Here is a 14,730-nt window from a genome sequence, read left to right on the forward strand (position 1 = left end):
ATGGCCTTGACCCTTTTGTTCGGGACCCTTTTTGCGCTGATGATCTTGCGCGTCCCAATAGCCTTTTCACTTGCCTTATCGTCCTTTGTTTACATCCTGTATGAAGGATTACCGGCCGTCCTGTTGATGCACACAATGGTCAATGGGATGGACAGTTTTCCGTTGTTGTCCATTCCGTTCTTCATCCTGGCCGGCGCGTTGATGAACAGCGCAGGAATTACCGCGCGGATATTTGGTTTTGCGCGGGCGGTTGTCGGTTGGCTGCATGGTGGACTGGGGCATGTGAATGTCGGCGCGAGCATCATCTTTGCCGGCATGTCAGGGGCCGCAGTCGCAGATGCAGGCGGCCTGGGAGCCATCGAGATTAAGGCGATGCGCGAAGCTGGCTATGACGACGACTTCAGCGTCGGCATAACGGCCGCATCTTCTACAATTGGCCCCATTATTCCCCCGTCCCTGCCGTTGGTCATTTTCGGTGTCATGGCATCGGTATCGATCGGAAAACTGTTTGTTGCCGGTATCGTACCAGGCCTTTTGATGGCCCTTTCGCTGTCTGCAATGATTTGGTGGATGGCCCGCACGCGCAATTATCCGCGCGATGTCGCCTTTAGCCCGAAGACGATCGCAACACGGTTCCGCGCAGCGTTTTTGCCGCTGATGACACCAGTCATAATCGTCGGTGGAATCGTATCCGGTGCGTTTACGCCAACAGAAGCCGCCATATGCGCCGCGGCCTACGCATTGCTGTTGGGCATCGTCGTCTACCGAAGCCTGGACGCTCGAAAGCTGGCAGTGATCTCACTTGAAACCATTGAGACCACGGCCGCGATTATGATGATTGTCGGTGCCGCGACCGTATTTGCATGGATCTTAACGGCAAACCAAGTTGCCGCTCATTTCGCTGAACTTGTCCTCTCCTTTACCGATAACAAAGCCGTCGTACTGCTGCTCATTATGGGTCTGGTTTTGCTGGTCGGATTGTTCATGGAGACGATCGCGGCGATCTCTATCCTCGTGCCCGTCCTGATGCCGATTGCCGCTCAATTCGGGATTGATCCGGTTCACCTCGGGATCATTGTTATCCTCAATCTGATGCTGGGGCTGCTGACACCGCCCGTTGGAATGGTCTTGTTCGTTCTGGCACGTGTTTCAAAGATCCCCTTCGAAGACTGCGTCCGGGCAACTCTGCCATTCCTTGTGCCGTTGCTGGCCGTGCTCCTGCTGCTGACATTCGTGCCCGGATTGGTGTTGTGGTTACCCAATCTTCTCTACGGCAGCTAGGTCTCCATTGAACGACGTTTAACCGGCCTCTCAGGATGCGCCGAAACAAAACTACCGCCTTAAGCTGTCGCAGTCTTGAAACGAAAGACCTGATTTAAAGGACCAACGTAATGGCACGCATCGCTTGCGTTGAAATACTGATGGTGGACTTGAAACCTAAGGTTCTGCGGACGGACGCCACCCAAAGCTTCGTCAGTCAAGAAACCCCTCTCGTGCGGATTACGGACGCCGATGGTGCCGTCGGCGTCGGCTACACCTACACGATTGGAACCGGTGGTCCGTCTGTCGTGGCACTTTTACAAAACACACTCGCTCCCCGCCTCATAGGACAGGAAGCAGACGCCATCCAGGCAATCTGGCGGGACATGCTGTTGAGTACACATGCGACGGCGATCGGAGCCATAACGTCACTTGCTATGGCAGCCGTTGACACAGCCCTCTGGGACCTTCGCTGCAAGCGCGCGAACCTGCCGCTTTGGATCTTGGCCGGTGGCGCCCGTGAGAGTGTCCCGCTTTACACCACCGAAGGCGGCTGGTTGCATATCGAACCGAGTGCTCTGATCGAAGATGCGCTCGAAGTTCAAGCCAAAGGGTTTCTCGGCTCCAAGATCAAGATCGGCAAACCAAACCTGAGTGAAGACCGCGCAAGATTGCAAGCTCTTCGCACGGCGGTGGGTCCAGACTATGAGATCATGGTGGATGCCAATCAGTCCTTCAATCTGTCCGAAGCAATCCGCCGCGCCAGAATGCTCGAGGACTTCAACATTGGCTGGTTTGAAGAACCCCTGCCCGCAGATGACGTTGGTGCACACGCGCAACTGGCGGCGCAGACGACAGTGCCGATCGCGGTCGGCGAGAGCATGTATTCGCTCAGCCAGTTCAAGGATTATCTGAGCACAGGAGCCGCCTCTGTTGTGCAAGCCGATGTTGCGCGTGTCGGCGGCATTACACCTTGGCTGAAAATCGCGCATTTGGCAGAGGCCTACAATATCGCCATTTGCCCGCACTTCCTGATGGAGCTGCATGTGAGCCTTGTCTGCGCCGTGCAAAACGCCCGCTGGCTCGAATACATCCCGCAGCTTGATCTGATCGCTCCGCTAAGCATGCGCATTGACGCCGGCCGCGCCTATCCCTCCCAGGAACCGGGCTTGGGGATCAACTGGGACTGGGATGCCATCGCACATGAAACTGTGATGTCTCCGATCGAAATCATGGAGGCCGCCTGATGGAGCACTCGATCAGGACGACGCATCCGCACCCCATGCGGTCAAATGCGAGCTGGTATCCCATCGGATCGCGGCAGAAACCAGCTGAGTGGCGGTCGGACACGCGATGACTTTGAGCGGATAGGTAAAATGAAACAAACCGAAAAACTGATCTGCTTGCATGATGCCGACAATGTGCTGGTGGCACTTGGAGCAGTTGAACCTGGAGTGGTCGATCTGGCCAATGGCGAACAAATCACCCTGACCACCGCGGTTACGCTCGGCCACAAGGTTGCGCTAATGCCGATCCCCTCAGGGGCGTTGGTCGTGAAATACGGAATGCCAATCGGCATTGCCACAAAGGACATTGCCGCCGGTGAGCATGTGCATGTGCACAACATCGCATCCCGATACACCGCAACCCACTACCGCGATGACGACGCAGGATTGAACAATGACTGACACTTGGCAGGGGTATCTCAGGGCAGACGGCCGCAAAGGTATCCGCAATGTGGTTGCCGTTGCTTATCTGGTGGAGTGCGCCCATTTTGTGGCCGATGAAATCTGCCGCGCATTTCCTCAAAACGATGTCCATCTGATCGGCTTTCCAGGCTGTTTTCCCAACGACTACGCCCAGAAGATGATGGAAAAGCTATGCACCCACCCCAACGTCGGAGCTGTGGTGTTGGTCTCGCTGGGGTGTGAGAGTTTCAACCGGACAAGACTGGCGGAAATCATAGAAGCGAGCGGACGGCCGGTCGAGACCTTCGTCATTCAAAAAACGGGCGGCTCAGCTTCGACCATTCAAGCAGGACGCGACGCCGTCGCCCGCGCCAACCAGGCGATTGCCGGCGTGCCACGCGTTGCGATGAGTGTGTCCGATCTGGTTGTTGGAACCGTTTGCGGCGGGTCCGATGGCACCAGTGGCATTTCAGGCAATCCGGCGGCGGGACGTGTATTCGACCGCCTTGTTTCGGAAGGCGCGGCCTGCATTTTCGAGGAAACGGGTGAACTGATCGGCTGTGAACACATTATGGCCGACCGGGCGGTCACTCCAGAACTGGGGGAAGAGCTTAAAGCGGCCGTGGATAAGGCGGCGCGCTATTACGAAGTTCTTGGATTTGGCAGTTTTGCCGCCGGAAATGCCACTGGCGGTCTTTCCACAATCGAAGAAAAGTCACTCGGAGCTTATGTAAAATCCGGCCATGCACCAATCAGCGGCATCATCAAGCCTGGTGACGAACCACCTTCAGGCGGACTGTTCCTGATGGATGTGGTGCCGGACGGGGATGTGCGTTTCGGTTTTCCCAACATATCCGACAACGCCGAAATCGTGGAGATGATGGCCAGCGGCGCCCATCTCACATTGTTCATCACCGGCCGGGGATCCGTCGTCGGATCCGCTCTGGCTCCCGTGATCAAGATCTGCGCCAACCCGGACACCTACCGGGCGCTGGCAGGCGATATGGATGTCAATGCGGGTGCGATCATCGAGGGGGAGCGAACACTCAACGAGGTCGCAAGCGAGATCTTCGACAAGGTCCTAGCGACTGCGCGGGGTGAGCAAACCGCCTCTGAAGCCCTCGGACATCAGGAATTCATTCTGACCTACAAAAGCTTTGAGCCAATTGGCCCGGCTTGCCTGCCGACGAAATAGAGTAAGGACCAAATATGACACGACTTGAGGGAAAGACTGTCCTGGCCACTGCCGCGGCACAAGGAATTGGCCGCGCTACCGTTGAACGCATGGCAGCTGAAGGCGCCCGCGTGATTGCGACCGACATCAATACCGAACCACTTCAGGATGTCGATGGCCTGGACATCCGGCAATTGGACGTCACCGATCTGGAAGCCGTAAATGCATTGGTCGGCGAGCTCGGCGAGATTGATGTGCTTTTTAACTGTGCCGGTGTTGTCCACGCGGGGTCCATTCTGGAAGCTACGCACGCGGATCTTGAATTTGCATTCAATTTGAATGTGAAAGCGATGTTTGACACGATCCGGGCCGTTCTGCCGGGTATGATCGAACGCGGAAACGGGTCAATCATCAATATCGCGTCCGTCGCCTCCTCAGTCATCGGTGTCCCGAACCGGTTCGTTTATGGCACAACCAAGGCCGCTGTCATCGGCTTGACCAAAGCTGTTGCCGCCGACCATGTCACACAAGGCATTCGCTGCAATGCAATTTGCCCCGGAACCGTAGACAGCCCCTCCCTGCACGACCGTTTGCGCGCCACCGGAGACTATGAGCAGGCGTGGAAAGACTTCAACGCCCGGCAGAAAATGGGCCGTATCGGCAAGCCCGAAGAGATTGCGGCAGTGGCCTGTTATCTGGCCTCGGACGATGCCGCTTTTACGACCGGACAAGCCCTCAACATTGACGGTGGCTGGACTATCTAACTTTCTAAACAAACGGATGAATTAATGAAACTGCTACGTTACGGCCCGGCAGGAGCCGAAAAACCAGGACTGCTGGATAACGATGGCCGCATTCGCGATTTGAGCGGCTTTATAGAAGATCTCTCGGGCAATGCCCTGGCCGACATGTCCTGGCTTGAGGATTTGGATGTTGATGCGCTGCCTCAGGTCGACGGAAACCCAAGGCTCGGTCCATGTGTTGCCGGGACCGGCAAGTTCATGTGTATCGGTCTCAACTACGCCGATCATGCTGCAGAAAGCGGAATGGATGTACCGTCTGAGCCCGTTCTCTTTATGAAGGCAACGTCTGCGATCTGTGGCCCTAATGATCCCATCATCATCCCCCGCGGATCAGTCAAAACCGACTGGGAGGTTGAGCTCGGCGTTGTGATCGGAAAAGCAGCGAAATACGTCGATGAAGCGCAGGCTCTTTCCCATGTCGCAGGCTACTGCGTCGTCAACGACGTCTCTGAACGGGAATTTCAGATCGAACGCCAAGGCCAATGGGCGAAGGGAAAGGGCTGCGACAACTTCGGTCAGACCGGCCCGTGGCTGGTTACGCCGGATGAAATCACTGACCCGCAGAACCTTTCCATGTGGCTCGATGTCAATGGCGAGCGCATGCAGGACGGGTCTACAAAAACCATGGTCTATGGCGTTGCCCATCTCATCAGCTATCTGAGCCGCTTTTTTACGCTGCATCCGGGAGACATTATCTCCACAGGCACGCCTCCAGGCGTTGGTCTGGGGTTCAATCCGCCGCGGTACTTGAAAGCCGGCGACACGGTCGAATTGGGCATCGACGGCTTGGGCGTTCAGCAACAAACCTGCGTCGACGACGACTGATCATCTAGGACCTACGCCTTAGAGCCTAGTCTGACCGAATTGATGGGCTGGCTGAGACCGGCCCATCTGAGCTAACTGCCAATCTATGAAACGAATAACCTCCGGTGCTTTTCGTCCTTCAGATTAGACTGTAACAAAAGCCTGCTGTTATGTGTCGCTGACTTTCAATTCAGCGGAGCCGGTCGCTCAGTTTTGGCCCCCTAAAAAGCCCCGCAAGTGGCTCCTCGGCGGAGTTATCCTGTCCGCTATAAGCGAGGTAAAAGGCGTTTTGGTCAGCATGAGGTTGAGCTTCCCCGCCGTTGGGTTGCATGGCTCTGCGGGCCCGTTCACTCAAGCTTTTGATGTCATTGTTGAAAAAATCAAATGGCTGCTGCGGTATTGTCCGGTCCATTGCGCCCTCCGCGTCGTTGCGAGGCACGCAAGCGAAGAGAGATGGATTTGGGCAACTTGCCCCAAGTCTGGATCCCCATGACGTCCGTCTCCTCCGGGGGCACCCCGCCCGGGTTTGAGTTTAAGAACGATGGCAGGTCTCCTGACTTACGGGTCGCTGCTTCCCTGAGCCTTCCCGGGATATCCCAGTGGCCAGTTCAAGGTCGCTCGCCGCTCACAGTTGCGGGGGCAGTCACGGAATAAGCTTTTTCATAGCCGCACCGTGTTCCCTTTTCATCTTGAACCAAAAACCTTTGATTCAAGAACCATCGCCGAAAGTGTCACTTTTCAGCTGGACTATGTCAATCCATCCAAAGTGTTGAAAGCGACCAGAAGGCGGCAAAAAGCGCCGCCTCCATTCTTTTGCAAGTGTTAGCTAGCTGTGTCTTTGCCGAGAGCTTCGAGCAGCGTGCCGAGATTGTGCTGGAACATCGCCAGATAGCTTGTTGCTGGGCCGCCGCGCTCAGATAGAGCGTCTGAGAACAGACGGCCGCCGATCTCAAGGCCCGTTTCATCGGAAATCTGCTTCACAAGCGCCGGGCTGGTGATGTTTTCAACAAAGAGGGCTGCCGCGCCCTGCTCCTTCAGCTGGCCAATCAGGATTGCCAGGTCACGTGCTGACGGCTCTGCTTCGGTGTCGATGCCGACAGGTGCGAGGAATGTCAGACCATAGGCATCCGCCAGATAGCCAAAGGCGTCGTGGGCGGTGACAACGGTGCGGCGGTTTTCCGGCAGCGTTGACAGTTTCTCGCGGGTTTCTTTGTCGAGGGCCTCCAGCTTTGCTATGTACGCGTCCGCGTTGGCTTTGAAGTCAGCCGCATGATCCGGCATAGCCTTGCTCATCACACTGGCAATGTTTTGCACATAGATCATGCCGTTTGTCAGGGAGTTCCAGGCATGCGGGTCGGTTTCGCCGTCAACCTTGACTGGCGTCACACCTTCAGTCGCAATATGGACGGTTGCCTTTGTGCCGGATTCTTTGATCAGCGTGTCGGACCATGTTTCGAAACCGAGCCCATTGACGAAAATGACGTCGGATTGAGCCACAGCTTTCGCATCGGCCACAGACGGTTGATAGACGTGCGCGTCGGCATCCGGGCCTACGATGGTGGTGACGCTGGCATGATCGCCAACCACTTGTTCCACCATGTCACCCAGGATCGAGAAGCTGGCGACGATCTTGACGTCATCATGCGCGGCGGCCGGCAATGCTGCAAAAATCAGGGATGTTGCGGCGAAGCCCGCAGCCAGTGTTTTCAAAAGGCTCATTGGGTACTCTCTTCAGTATAGGATTGTTCAATAGACAGGTTCTTTGCAGCAGACGGTTTACGGAACCGGCCGCTGAAGCCGAGGGGCCCAAAGAGGGCCGAGATCACGAAGAAACCGCCAGCAACCAAAACAATGGCCGGGCCAGAAGGTGTTTCGGGAAAGAGGTAGGACAAGGTCAGTCCGATCCAGCAGCTTGCCAACGCAAACAGAAAACCAAGAACCAGCTGGCCAGTGATGGTGCTGGCCCAATAGCGGGCCGCCGTTGCCGGTAAGATCATCAGCCCAACGGCCATCAAGGTGCCGAGCGTTTTGAAGGCTGCGAGCAGGTTCAAGACCAGCAACAACATGAACCCCTGATCGACAATCCAGGGCCGCTTTGTCTGAGCTTCGAAGAAAATCGGATCGCAGGTGCTGACAATCAGTGGCCGCAAGAGCACCGCAAAAGCCACCAGAGTCACGGTGGCAACACCGCCGACCAGCATCATCGAGGCATCGTCAATGCCCAGGATCGAGCCAAAGAGGAAGCTTTTTAACGGCACGGCAGATCCGGCGGCCGACAGGATGAAGATCCCCGCCGCAAGTGCAATCAGGTACAGAGACGCAAGGCTGGCATCACTGCGCAGGATCGTTTTTCGCGCCAGCAATGCGGTCAATATAGCGACCCCGACACCAGCAATCAGCCCGCCGACCAGAAGCGACATCACAGACAAACCGGCAGCAACAAAGCCAATCACGATACCGGGCGTGATCGCATGGGCCATGGCTTCCCCCGCCAGCGAAAGCCGGCGCAGGACGAGAAAGGCGCCGATTGGGGCGACGGACGCTGACAGCACGGTGGTCGCCACGAAGGCGCGCCGCATGAAGGCAAAGCTCCACATTTCGGCAAACAGCTCAAACATGGGCGCGCTCCTGTTGCTGTGCCGGTCCCCGGAACATCCAGGATGCCTGGCTTTGCGACAGATAGCCTTGCTCCACAAGCCGGTCGGACGTCAAAACGTCTTCCACGGGTCCATGGGTTGCCATTCCGCCCCCTAAAAGCAGCGCGTGGCTGCAATGGTCCAGAACAGACGAAAGGTCATGAACGACGAGGACCACAGCACGGCCCTCTTCGCGCCAGCGCTTGATGATGGAAAGAAGATGCGCCTCGGTGCTTTGATCAACCGCAGCAAACGGCTCGTCCAAAAGGATCAATGGCGCATCTTGCAAAATCACACGGGCAAACAGAGCGCGTTGCAATTGCCCGCCCGACAACGTGTGGAGCGAACGGTCGGCGAGATCCAGGATCCCGGCTTCATCGAGCGCTGCCGCCACCCGGTCTTTCCCCTTTCGGCCAAGTCCGGACCAAAGGCCAAAACCCTTCCAGGCGCCCATGGCCGCCAGATCCCGAACACGGATGGGAAACCGGCGATCGAACTCGGTGAGTTGTGCCAGATACCCAACTTCATGCGGGCGACCCGCTGGCCATGTAACACGCCCCGCAAGCGGGTCCATGAGCCCAAGCAGCATCTTGACGAAAGTGCTTTTGCCGGAGCCATTCGCGCCAAGCACCGCCAGCGTGGTCCCGGCCTCAATGTCTAACGACAGATGCTTGAAAAGGGTAAGATCCGGGTAACCCAAGGCAAGATTGCGGATTTCGAGAACGGTCGTCATCAAAGCACCGCCAGGATTGCAATCCAGAGGAGACCAGCAAGGCCAAGTGCTCCCGTGACCAGTGCTGTCAGGCCCATCTCGGTCAGGCACGGCAGCCGGCTGTCCGGCAAATGGGTAGAAGAGGCGCGCCGGTTCATTGCCGCAGCCCAAGCTGCGGCGTGATTACCCGGTTTAGGTCTGGCTTACAGGAAGTCCTGCGGCTGCGCGCCGTCAGTCTCTTTTGAATCGCAATTGGCCGCATCGCCACCTCCAAAGAGACGGGGATACGGTGAGACCATATAACTGGACGGCGGTGGCCGCTTGGTACATTGGCTTCTCCCTCCGGGACACCCCGCCCGGCAAAGTTTCGGTTGCGATGGCAGGTCTCCTGACTCGCGGGTCTAAGCTATCCCCATCCTTCCCGGGCCTTTCATCCTTGGATGAAGGCTCAGTGGATCTTTAGGGGTCGCTCGCCGCTCACAGTTGCGGGGGCAGTCACGGATTCAGCGCCCTTTCGGCTCTTCCTCACCGTGTTCCCTTTTCATCTTGCAGCGATCTTCATTCTGCAAGAACCATCTCCGCGGACCATATTTCTACAGTCGGAAATGATCAACACCGTTTTTTGCCAAATTCGCAAACGATGCCTCAAGGCTGAGGAAAACAGTCATTTGTTTACGTGGCTTCGCAAAATGCCTCACCGCATTCAGGAGTTATCTTTTTTGGCGATTTGAGGAAGCAAAAGACCGAATCTCGGCGAAAAGCTCTGTTCTTTTGGTATCTTAAGAATCTTATGCACGCCGCCGTCATCGCAGTAGTCTCCAGAATCGTTCCTGAACCGGTTTTCCAGTTTGGCGTTTCCACCGCGTACTTATGCAAACCGATCGTTTTGGAACCAATGCCTGCAATCGCACTTAAACTGCTGCCGCCTTTTTGCCGCACAGGCGCAAAAAGCCCGCTTCGCTGTAATCGAGCAGCGCCTCGGCAAGATCGGCCTCTTCTTGCTGGCGGGCAACTGCCCCAATCCGCCAGCTGCTGGACGTGAGCGCCAGCATGCCGGATACGGTAAAAACAAAAGCCGCGCTCAAGTTGGTGCGCGAAACATCTGGCAAAAGGGCCGCAATCTCGTCCAGAAAGATAGCTGCGGTCGGATCAAAACATTCTTCGGCAATCGCGCGCCAGCGCTCATCCGCCGACACCAGCGCAATCAAGCGCCCGTAGGACGGCCATTCAGCCTTGTCGGACAAGGTGAGCTCCAGGAACGGCAAAACAAAACAGGACAGGATTTCCCGCAATGTGAGGTTCTCGCGTCCCCGTTTTTGGACGTCTGCCTTTTTGTCCGCCAGAACCTTTTGACGCAACTCGGCCAGCGGTTTGGCTCTCCTGGCCACGACCAAATGAAACAGGTCTTCCTTTGGTCCGCCATGGTGATGCACCAGCGCCACCTGTACGCCTGCCGCCTTCGCGATATCGCGGATTGACGTCCCGTCAAATCCTCTTCTGGAAAACAATTCCTCTGCAATATCCAGGATCTTAGCCTTTGTTTCCAAAGACTTTTTGCTGGGCGCACGACGCCGGACGGCAGTTTTCACTGTCATTTTTTACAGGAACCCTTGTTTATTTTGAACATTCGTTCAATATAACGCTACCACTGACGTGGTTGGGAGGAAACATGCCACAAGTAGCAGGTGCGGCGCCATGCGTCCGCGCGCAGGAATCTTTTGCTTTGATCGGCGCTGGCCCCATGGGGCTGGCCATGGCCAAAGTCTTGACCGAACAAGGTATCTCTTTTCAGGGCTTCGAGCTGCATTCAGATGTGGGCGGCGTGTGGGACATCGACGGCCCGCGCTCAACCATGTATGAAACCGCCCACCTGATTTCGTCCAAAACGATGACGGAATTTGCCGATTTCCCAATGCCGCCGGAGACGCCCGACTATCCCTCGCATAAGGACATGCGCTCCTATTTCCAGGCCTTTGCCCGCCACTTTGATCTTTATAAAAGCTACAAGTTCAATACCGAGGTTCTGAAAGCCGAGCCACTTGGGCAGTCAGGCGCCGGCTGGCGGGTTGTCTGGCGCGAGCCCGATGGTAGCGAACGAGAAGCGACCTTCAAAGGCGTCCTGATCGCCAACGGCACCTTGTCGACACCCAACATTCCGGCGTTCGACGGAAACTTTGCCGGCGAGCTCATTCACGCCGCCAGCTACAAAACTGCCAGCCAGTTCGATGGCAAAAGGGTTCTGATCGTCGGCGCCGGAAATTCTGGTTGCGACATCGCGGTCGATGCCATCCATCATGCCAAAAGCACCGACCTCTCCATGCGCCGGGGCTATTATTTCGTGCCGAAATACGTCTTCGGCAAACCGGCCGACACCCAAAGCCGGACGGCCGCCTTACCCATGTGGTTGCGGCGCAAGATCGACGGCGTTGTTTTGAACTGGTTCGCCGGCAATCCGCAGCGCTACGGCTTTCCAAAGCCGGACTACAGGCTTTATGAAAGCCATCCGGTGGTCAATTCGCTGATCCTGTTTCACGCAGGCCATGGCGACCTCAAAATCCGGCCGGACATCGACCGCTTTGATGGCCAAACCGTTCACTTCACCGACGGCACCCGGGCCGACTTTGACATGATCGTCACCGCCACCGGCTATGTGCTCGATTATCCGTTTATTTCCAAGGACCTGCTCAATTGGACCGGGGCTGCCCCCAGCCTCTACCTCAATTGCATGCACCCCAAACGTGATGATCTTTTTGTACTCGGCATGGTCGAGGCAACCGGCCTTGGCTGGCAGGGCCGCCATGAGCAGGCCGAACTGGTCGCCCGCTACATCAAGGGGCTGTCGTCTGGCAACCGAGAAGCAGACAACATCAAGGCTTGCAAAGCCAACGGCTTTCAGCGCGAAACCGGTGGGGTCAACTACCTGAAGCTGGCCCGCATGGCCTATTACGTCGATAAAAAAACCTACAGGAGATCGGTGACACAAAGGATCGCGGCTCTTAAAGAGGCGGCTCGATGACAGATATCGATGCGGCTGTCCTCAATTTTTCGCCGGACAGCATGCTTCTCCTGAACGGCGTTTTGGCCATTGTTATGTTCGCCGTCGCCCTCGATATTACGCCCAATGATTTTAGGGCGCTGCTGCGCACGCCCAAACCGTTTTTGACCGGCATCCTGTCCCAATTCCTGGTCCTGCCGGCCCTCACCTTCCTCTTGGTGCTGGCCGTTCAGCCTCAAGGGTCTGTTGCGCTCGGCCTCATTCTGGTGGCGGCCTGTCCAGGCGGCAATATTTCCAATTACATCACGCATAAGGCCGGCGGCAACGCGGCCTTGGCGGTGTCTCTTACCGCATTCACCACCATCGGCACGGTCCTTTTCACCCCGTTCAACATTGCCTTCTGGGGCAGCTTTTACGGGCCGAGCCGCGCCTTTATGACCTCCATTCACATCGACCCGTTTCAAGTGGCAATGACGGTTTGCCTCATGCTGATCCTGCCGCTGACGCTCGGCATGCTGGTCAACCGCAACCATCCGGAACTGGCTTGGCATTTACGGCGCCCCTTGCAAAAGCTCTCTATGCTCATCTTCATTAGCTTCATCGTTGTCGCCCTTTATGGAAACTGGGAGTTTCTGGGAGCCTTCGGGCCGGATATCGTCCCGCTGGTCATAGCCCACAACGGCATTGCGCTCTTCGGAGGGTATATGGTTGCCACCGTTGCCGGGCTGTCCCCCTATGACCGGCGGGCGATATCCATCGAAACCGGCATTCAGAATTCCGGACTTGGTCTCATCCTGATCTTTGGCTTCTTCCAAGGCCTGGGCGGGATGGCCGTCGTGGCGGCCTTCTGGGGAATTTGGCACGCGGTATCGGGCCTAGCGCTTGCCAAGTGGTTTTCCCGCACGGAGGCCGCCCGATGAGCCGCATCTTGATAACCGGCGCCGGCGGCATGATCGGACAGCGGCTTGTCAAGTTGCTGGCAGATGACCATGAAGTGATTGCGACCGATGTCGCTCCACTGACAGATCTTCCGGATAGCGTTGAAAGCTTGCCGATGGACGTACGCGGGCCTGATGTCGCTGATATCATTGGTTCGAAAAAGCCGGACGCCGTTGTTCATCTCGCGTCCATTTTGGAACCCGGAGACCGGCAGTTTGCCTATCAAGTTGATGTCGAAGGCACCCGGAACGTCATCACCGCCTGTGTGGCCGCCAGCGTCCGGCGCCTCGTCGTCACCTCGTCTGGGGCCGCCTATGGCTATCATGCCGACAACCCCGCCCGGCTGAAAGAAACCGATCCACTGCGCGGCAACCCGGAATTTGCCTATTCGGATCATAAACGCCAGGTGGAACAACTGCTGGCCGTGGCCCGGCGCGATGCGCCGCAGCTGGAGCAGGTTGTCTTGCGGGTCTGCACGGTTCTGGGTGAAGGCGTTGAAAACCAGATCACTTCGCTGTTTCACAAGCCACGCTTGTTGGGCGTGACGGGCAGCGAAAGCCCTTTCGTGTTCATCTGGACGGAAGATTTGGCCCGCATTGTCGAGCGCGCTGCAACCTCCGGCCCACCCGGCATTTACAACGTTGCCGGAGATGGCACGCTGACAATGTCCGACCTCGCCAAGCGGCTCAACAAACAGCTGATCCGGCTGCCGGTTGGCCTGCTTAAGGCAGCGCTTGCGATTGCACACCCTCTAGGCTTGTCCCGGTTCGGCGCCGAACAGGTGCGTTTTTTGCAATTCCGCCCGGTGCTCGACAATACCGCGCTGAAAACGGAGTTCGGCTACACCCCCAAACGAACGAGCGCGGAAGTCTTCGATTTGTGGCGCCGGGAGGCCGGGCTATGAAACCGACGGCCATCATCTCAGGTGGAACGGGCGGCCTCGGCCAGGCCTTTGGAGCCATCTTGCGCGCCAACGGCTGGTTCACGGTGATCTTATGCCTGCCCGGGCCTCAGCTTGACGGGTTGAAATTGACCCCAGACACACTGGCGATCGCTTGCGACATCACCGATGCAGCCGCCCTACTCGAAGCTGCACGGGTTATTCGCGAGCATAGGCCGTCAATCGACCTGGTGGTCTACAACGCCGGGATCACCCACATCGGCCCCTTCACCCGTCAGACCCTCGCCGACCACCGCAAGGTGTTTGAGGTCAATTATTTTGGCGCCGTCGCCATGGCGAAGGAGTTTGGGCCGGACGTACGCCACTCAAAAGGCACGCACCTGGCGATCTCCTCGGTCGCTGGCTTTTGCCCTCTGGCCCTCAGAACAGCTTATGCCGGCAGCAAACATGCGCTGGAAGGGTTCTTTAAATCTCTGCGCTCAGAAGAACGGCAGCATGGTGCCTCCTGCCTGATCGCCGCGCCGAGCTTCATCGCAACCAACACAGACGCCGGTACACCGAAAAACTCCGGCATCGCCCGCCCCGGGTCGGCGTCCGATCAGGTGGATGCCATCACACCGGCGCAGGCCGCCGAAACGCTCTACCGCGGCCTTAAACGGCGCCGGGACTTCATTCCGATCGGCCGGGTGGCCCGGCTCTCCAACTGGATCAACCGGCTATCACCCGGCCTCTATCAACGTCTTATGGAGCGGGCAATTCTGACGCAAGCATCACAAAAACCGGGAGGGCAAACCACACCGCATGGCTTGTGACCATCA

General features: G+C 57.2%; 16 protein-coding genes and 2 riboswitches. Of the genes, 10 read left to right on the plus strand and 6 right to left on the minus strand.

Features of this window, described 5'->3' with window-relative positions; translation table 11 throughout:
* From ACOOFE_RS18160 to ACOOFE_RS18185, 6 genes are all read left to right on the plus strand, one after another.
* Complete coding sequence (locus ACOOFE_RS18160; protein ID WP_420411358.1) at window positions 1–1,281, plus strand: TRAP transporter large permease; 1,281 nt, start codon at window positions 1–3, stop codon at window positions 1,279–1,281.
* A gap of 110 nt (window positions 1,282–1,391) precedes the next feature.
* On the plus strand, window positions 1,392–2,507 hold the full coding sequence (locus tag ACOOFE_RS18165; RefSeq protein ID WP_420411359.1) for a mandelate racemase/muconate lactonizing enzyme family protein: 1,116 nt from the start codon (window positions 1,392–1,394) through the stop codon (window positions 2,505–2,507).
* Window positions 2,508–2,636: 129 nt separating this feature from the next.
* Window positions 2,637–2,948: a UxaA family hydrolase gene (locus ACOOFE_RS18170; protein ID WP_420411360.1), complete on the plus strand. Its 312-nt coding sequence runs from the start codon at window positions 2,637–2,639 to the stop codon at window positions 2,946–2,948.
* Window positions 2,941–4,143 carry a UxaA family hydrolase gene (locus ACOOFE_RS18175; RefSeq protein WP_420411361.1) on the plus strand — a complete coding sequence of 401 codons (1,203 nt, stop codon included), beginning with the start codon at window positions 2,941–2,943 and terminating at the stop codon, window positions 4,141–4,143. Before ACOOFE_RS18170 ends, ACOOFE_RS18175 begins: the two co-directional genes overlap by 8 nt.
* A gap of 14 nt (window positions 4,144–4,157) precedes the next feature.
* Window positions 4,158–4,886: an SDR family oxidoreductase gene (locus ACOOFE_RS18180; RefSeq protein ID WP_420411362.1), complete on the plus strand. Its 729-nt coding sequence runs from the start codon at window positions 4,158–4,160 to the stop codon at window positions 4,884–4,886.
* Between the two features lie 24 nt (window positions 4,887–4,910).
* The gene (locus ACOOFE_RS18185) at window positions 4,911–5,750 is read left to right on the plus strand and encodes a fumarylacetoacetate hydrolase family protein (RefSeq protein WP_420411363.1); all 840 of its coding nucleotides are present in this window, start codon (window positions 4,911–4,913) and stop codon (window positions 5,748–5,750) included.
* Between the two features lie 169 nt (window positions 5,751–5,919).
* Here ACOOFE_RS18185 and ACOOFE_RS18190 read toward each other — a convergent pair whose 3' ends face one another.
* From ACOOFE_RS18190 to ACOOFE_RS18215, 6 genes are all read right to left on the minus strand, one after another.
* On the minus strand, window positions 5,920–6,141 hold the full coding sequence (locus tag ACOOFE_RS18190) for a hypothetical protein (RefSeq protein ID WP_420411364.1): 222 nt from the start codon (window positions 6,139–6,141) through the stop codon (window positions 5,920–5,922).
* Window positions 6,142–6,254: 113 nt separating this feature from the next.
* Window positions 6,255–6,465, minus strand: a riboswitch (cobalamin riboswitch).
* Between the two features lie 86 nt (window positions 6,466–6,551).
* The gene (locus ACOOFE_RS18195) at window positions 6,552–7,448 is read right to left on the minus strand and encodes a metal ABC transporter solute-binding protein, Zn/Mn family (protein ID WP_420411365.1); all 897 of its coding nucleotides are present in this window, start codon (window positions 7,446–7,448) and stop codon (window positions 6,552–6,554) included.
* The gene (locus ACOOFE_RS18200) at window positions 7,445–8,347 is read right to left on the minus strand and encodes a metal ABC transporter permease (protein WP_209010791.1); all 903 of its coding nucleotides are present in this window, start codon (window positions 8,345–8,347) and stop codon (window positions 7,445–7,447) included. Before ACOOFE_RS18200 ends, ACOOFE_RS18195 begins: the two co-directional genes overlap by 4 nt.
* Complete coding sequence (locus tag ACOOFE_RS18205; protein WP_420411366.1) at window positions 8,340–9,098, minus strand: metal ABC transporter ATP-binding protein; 759 nt, start codon at window positions 9,096–9,098, stop codon at window positions 8,340–8,342. Before ACOOFE_RS18205 ends, ACOOFE_RS18200 begins: the two co-directional genes overlap by 8 nt.
* A complete protein-coding gene (locus ACOOFE_RS18210) occupies window positions 9,098–9,235 on the minus strand; it encodes a hypothetical protein (protein WP_420411367.1) in 138 nt (45 codons plus the stop codon). Before ACOOFE_RS18210 ends, ACOOFE_RS18205 begins: the two co-directional genes overlap by 1 nt.
* Window positions 9,236–9,437: 202 nt before the next feature.
* Window positions 9,438–9,669: riboswitch (cobalamin riboswitch) on the minus strand.
* 319 nt (window positions 9,670–9,988) lie between these two features.
* On the minus strand, window positions 9,989–10,672 hold the full coding sequence (locus ACOOFE_RS18215) for a TetR family transcriptional regulator (RefSeq protein WP_420411368.1): 684 nt from the start codon (window positions 10,670–10,672) through the stop codon (window positions 9,989–9,991).
* A gap of 74 nt (window positions 10,673–10,746) precedes the next feature.
* Here ACOOFE_RS18215 and ACOOFE_RS18220 point away from each other — a divergent pair, with 74 nt between their 5' ends.
* From ACOOFE_RS18220 to ACOOFE_RS18235, 4 genes are read left to right on the plus strand one after another with little or no spacing between them, the layout of a single operon-like run.
* Window positions 10,747–12,093 (plus strand): flavin-containing monooxygenase, encoded by a 1,347-nt coding sequence (locus tag ACOOFE_RS18220; RefSeq protein ID WP_420411369.1) that lies wholly within the window; start codon window positions 10,747–10,749, stop codon window positions 12,091–12,093.
* Complete coding sequence (locus ACOOFE_RS18225) at window positions 12,090–12,992, plus strand: bile acid:sodium symporter family protein (protein WP_420411370.1); 903 nt, start codon at window positions 12,090–12,092, stop codon at window positions 12,990–12,992. Before ACOOFE_RS18220 ends, ACOOFE_RS18225 begins: the two co-directional genes overlap by 4 nt.
* Entirely contained in the window at window positions 12,989–13,915 is a 927-nt protein-coding gene (locus tag ACOOFE_RS18230; RefSeq protein WP_420411371.1) for an SDR family oxidoreductase, read from the plus strand. Before ACOOFE_RS18225 ends, ACOOFE_RS18230 begins: the two co-directional genes overlap by 4 nt.
* A complete protein-coding gene (locus ACOOFE_RS18235; protein WP_420411372.1) occupies window positions 13,912–14,724 on the plus strand; it encodes an SDR family NAD(P)-dependent oxidoreductase in 813 nt (270 codons plus the stop codon). The genes ACOOFE_RS18230 and ACOOFE_RS18235 overlap by 4 nt, the downstream gene beginning before the upstream one ends.
* The last annotated feature ends 6 nt before the right edge of the window (window positions 14,725–14,730 follow it).

Source organism: Roseibium sp. (assembly GCF_965216085.1).
Classification (GTDB): Bacteria; Pseudomonadota; Alphaproteobacteria; order Rhizobiales; family Stappiaceae; genus Roseibium.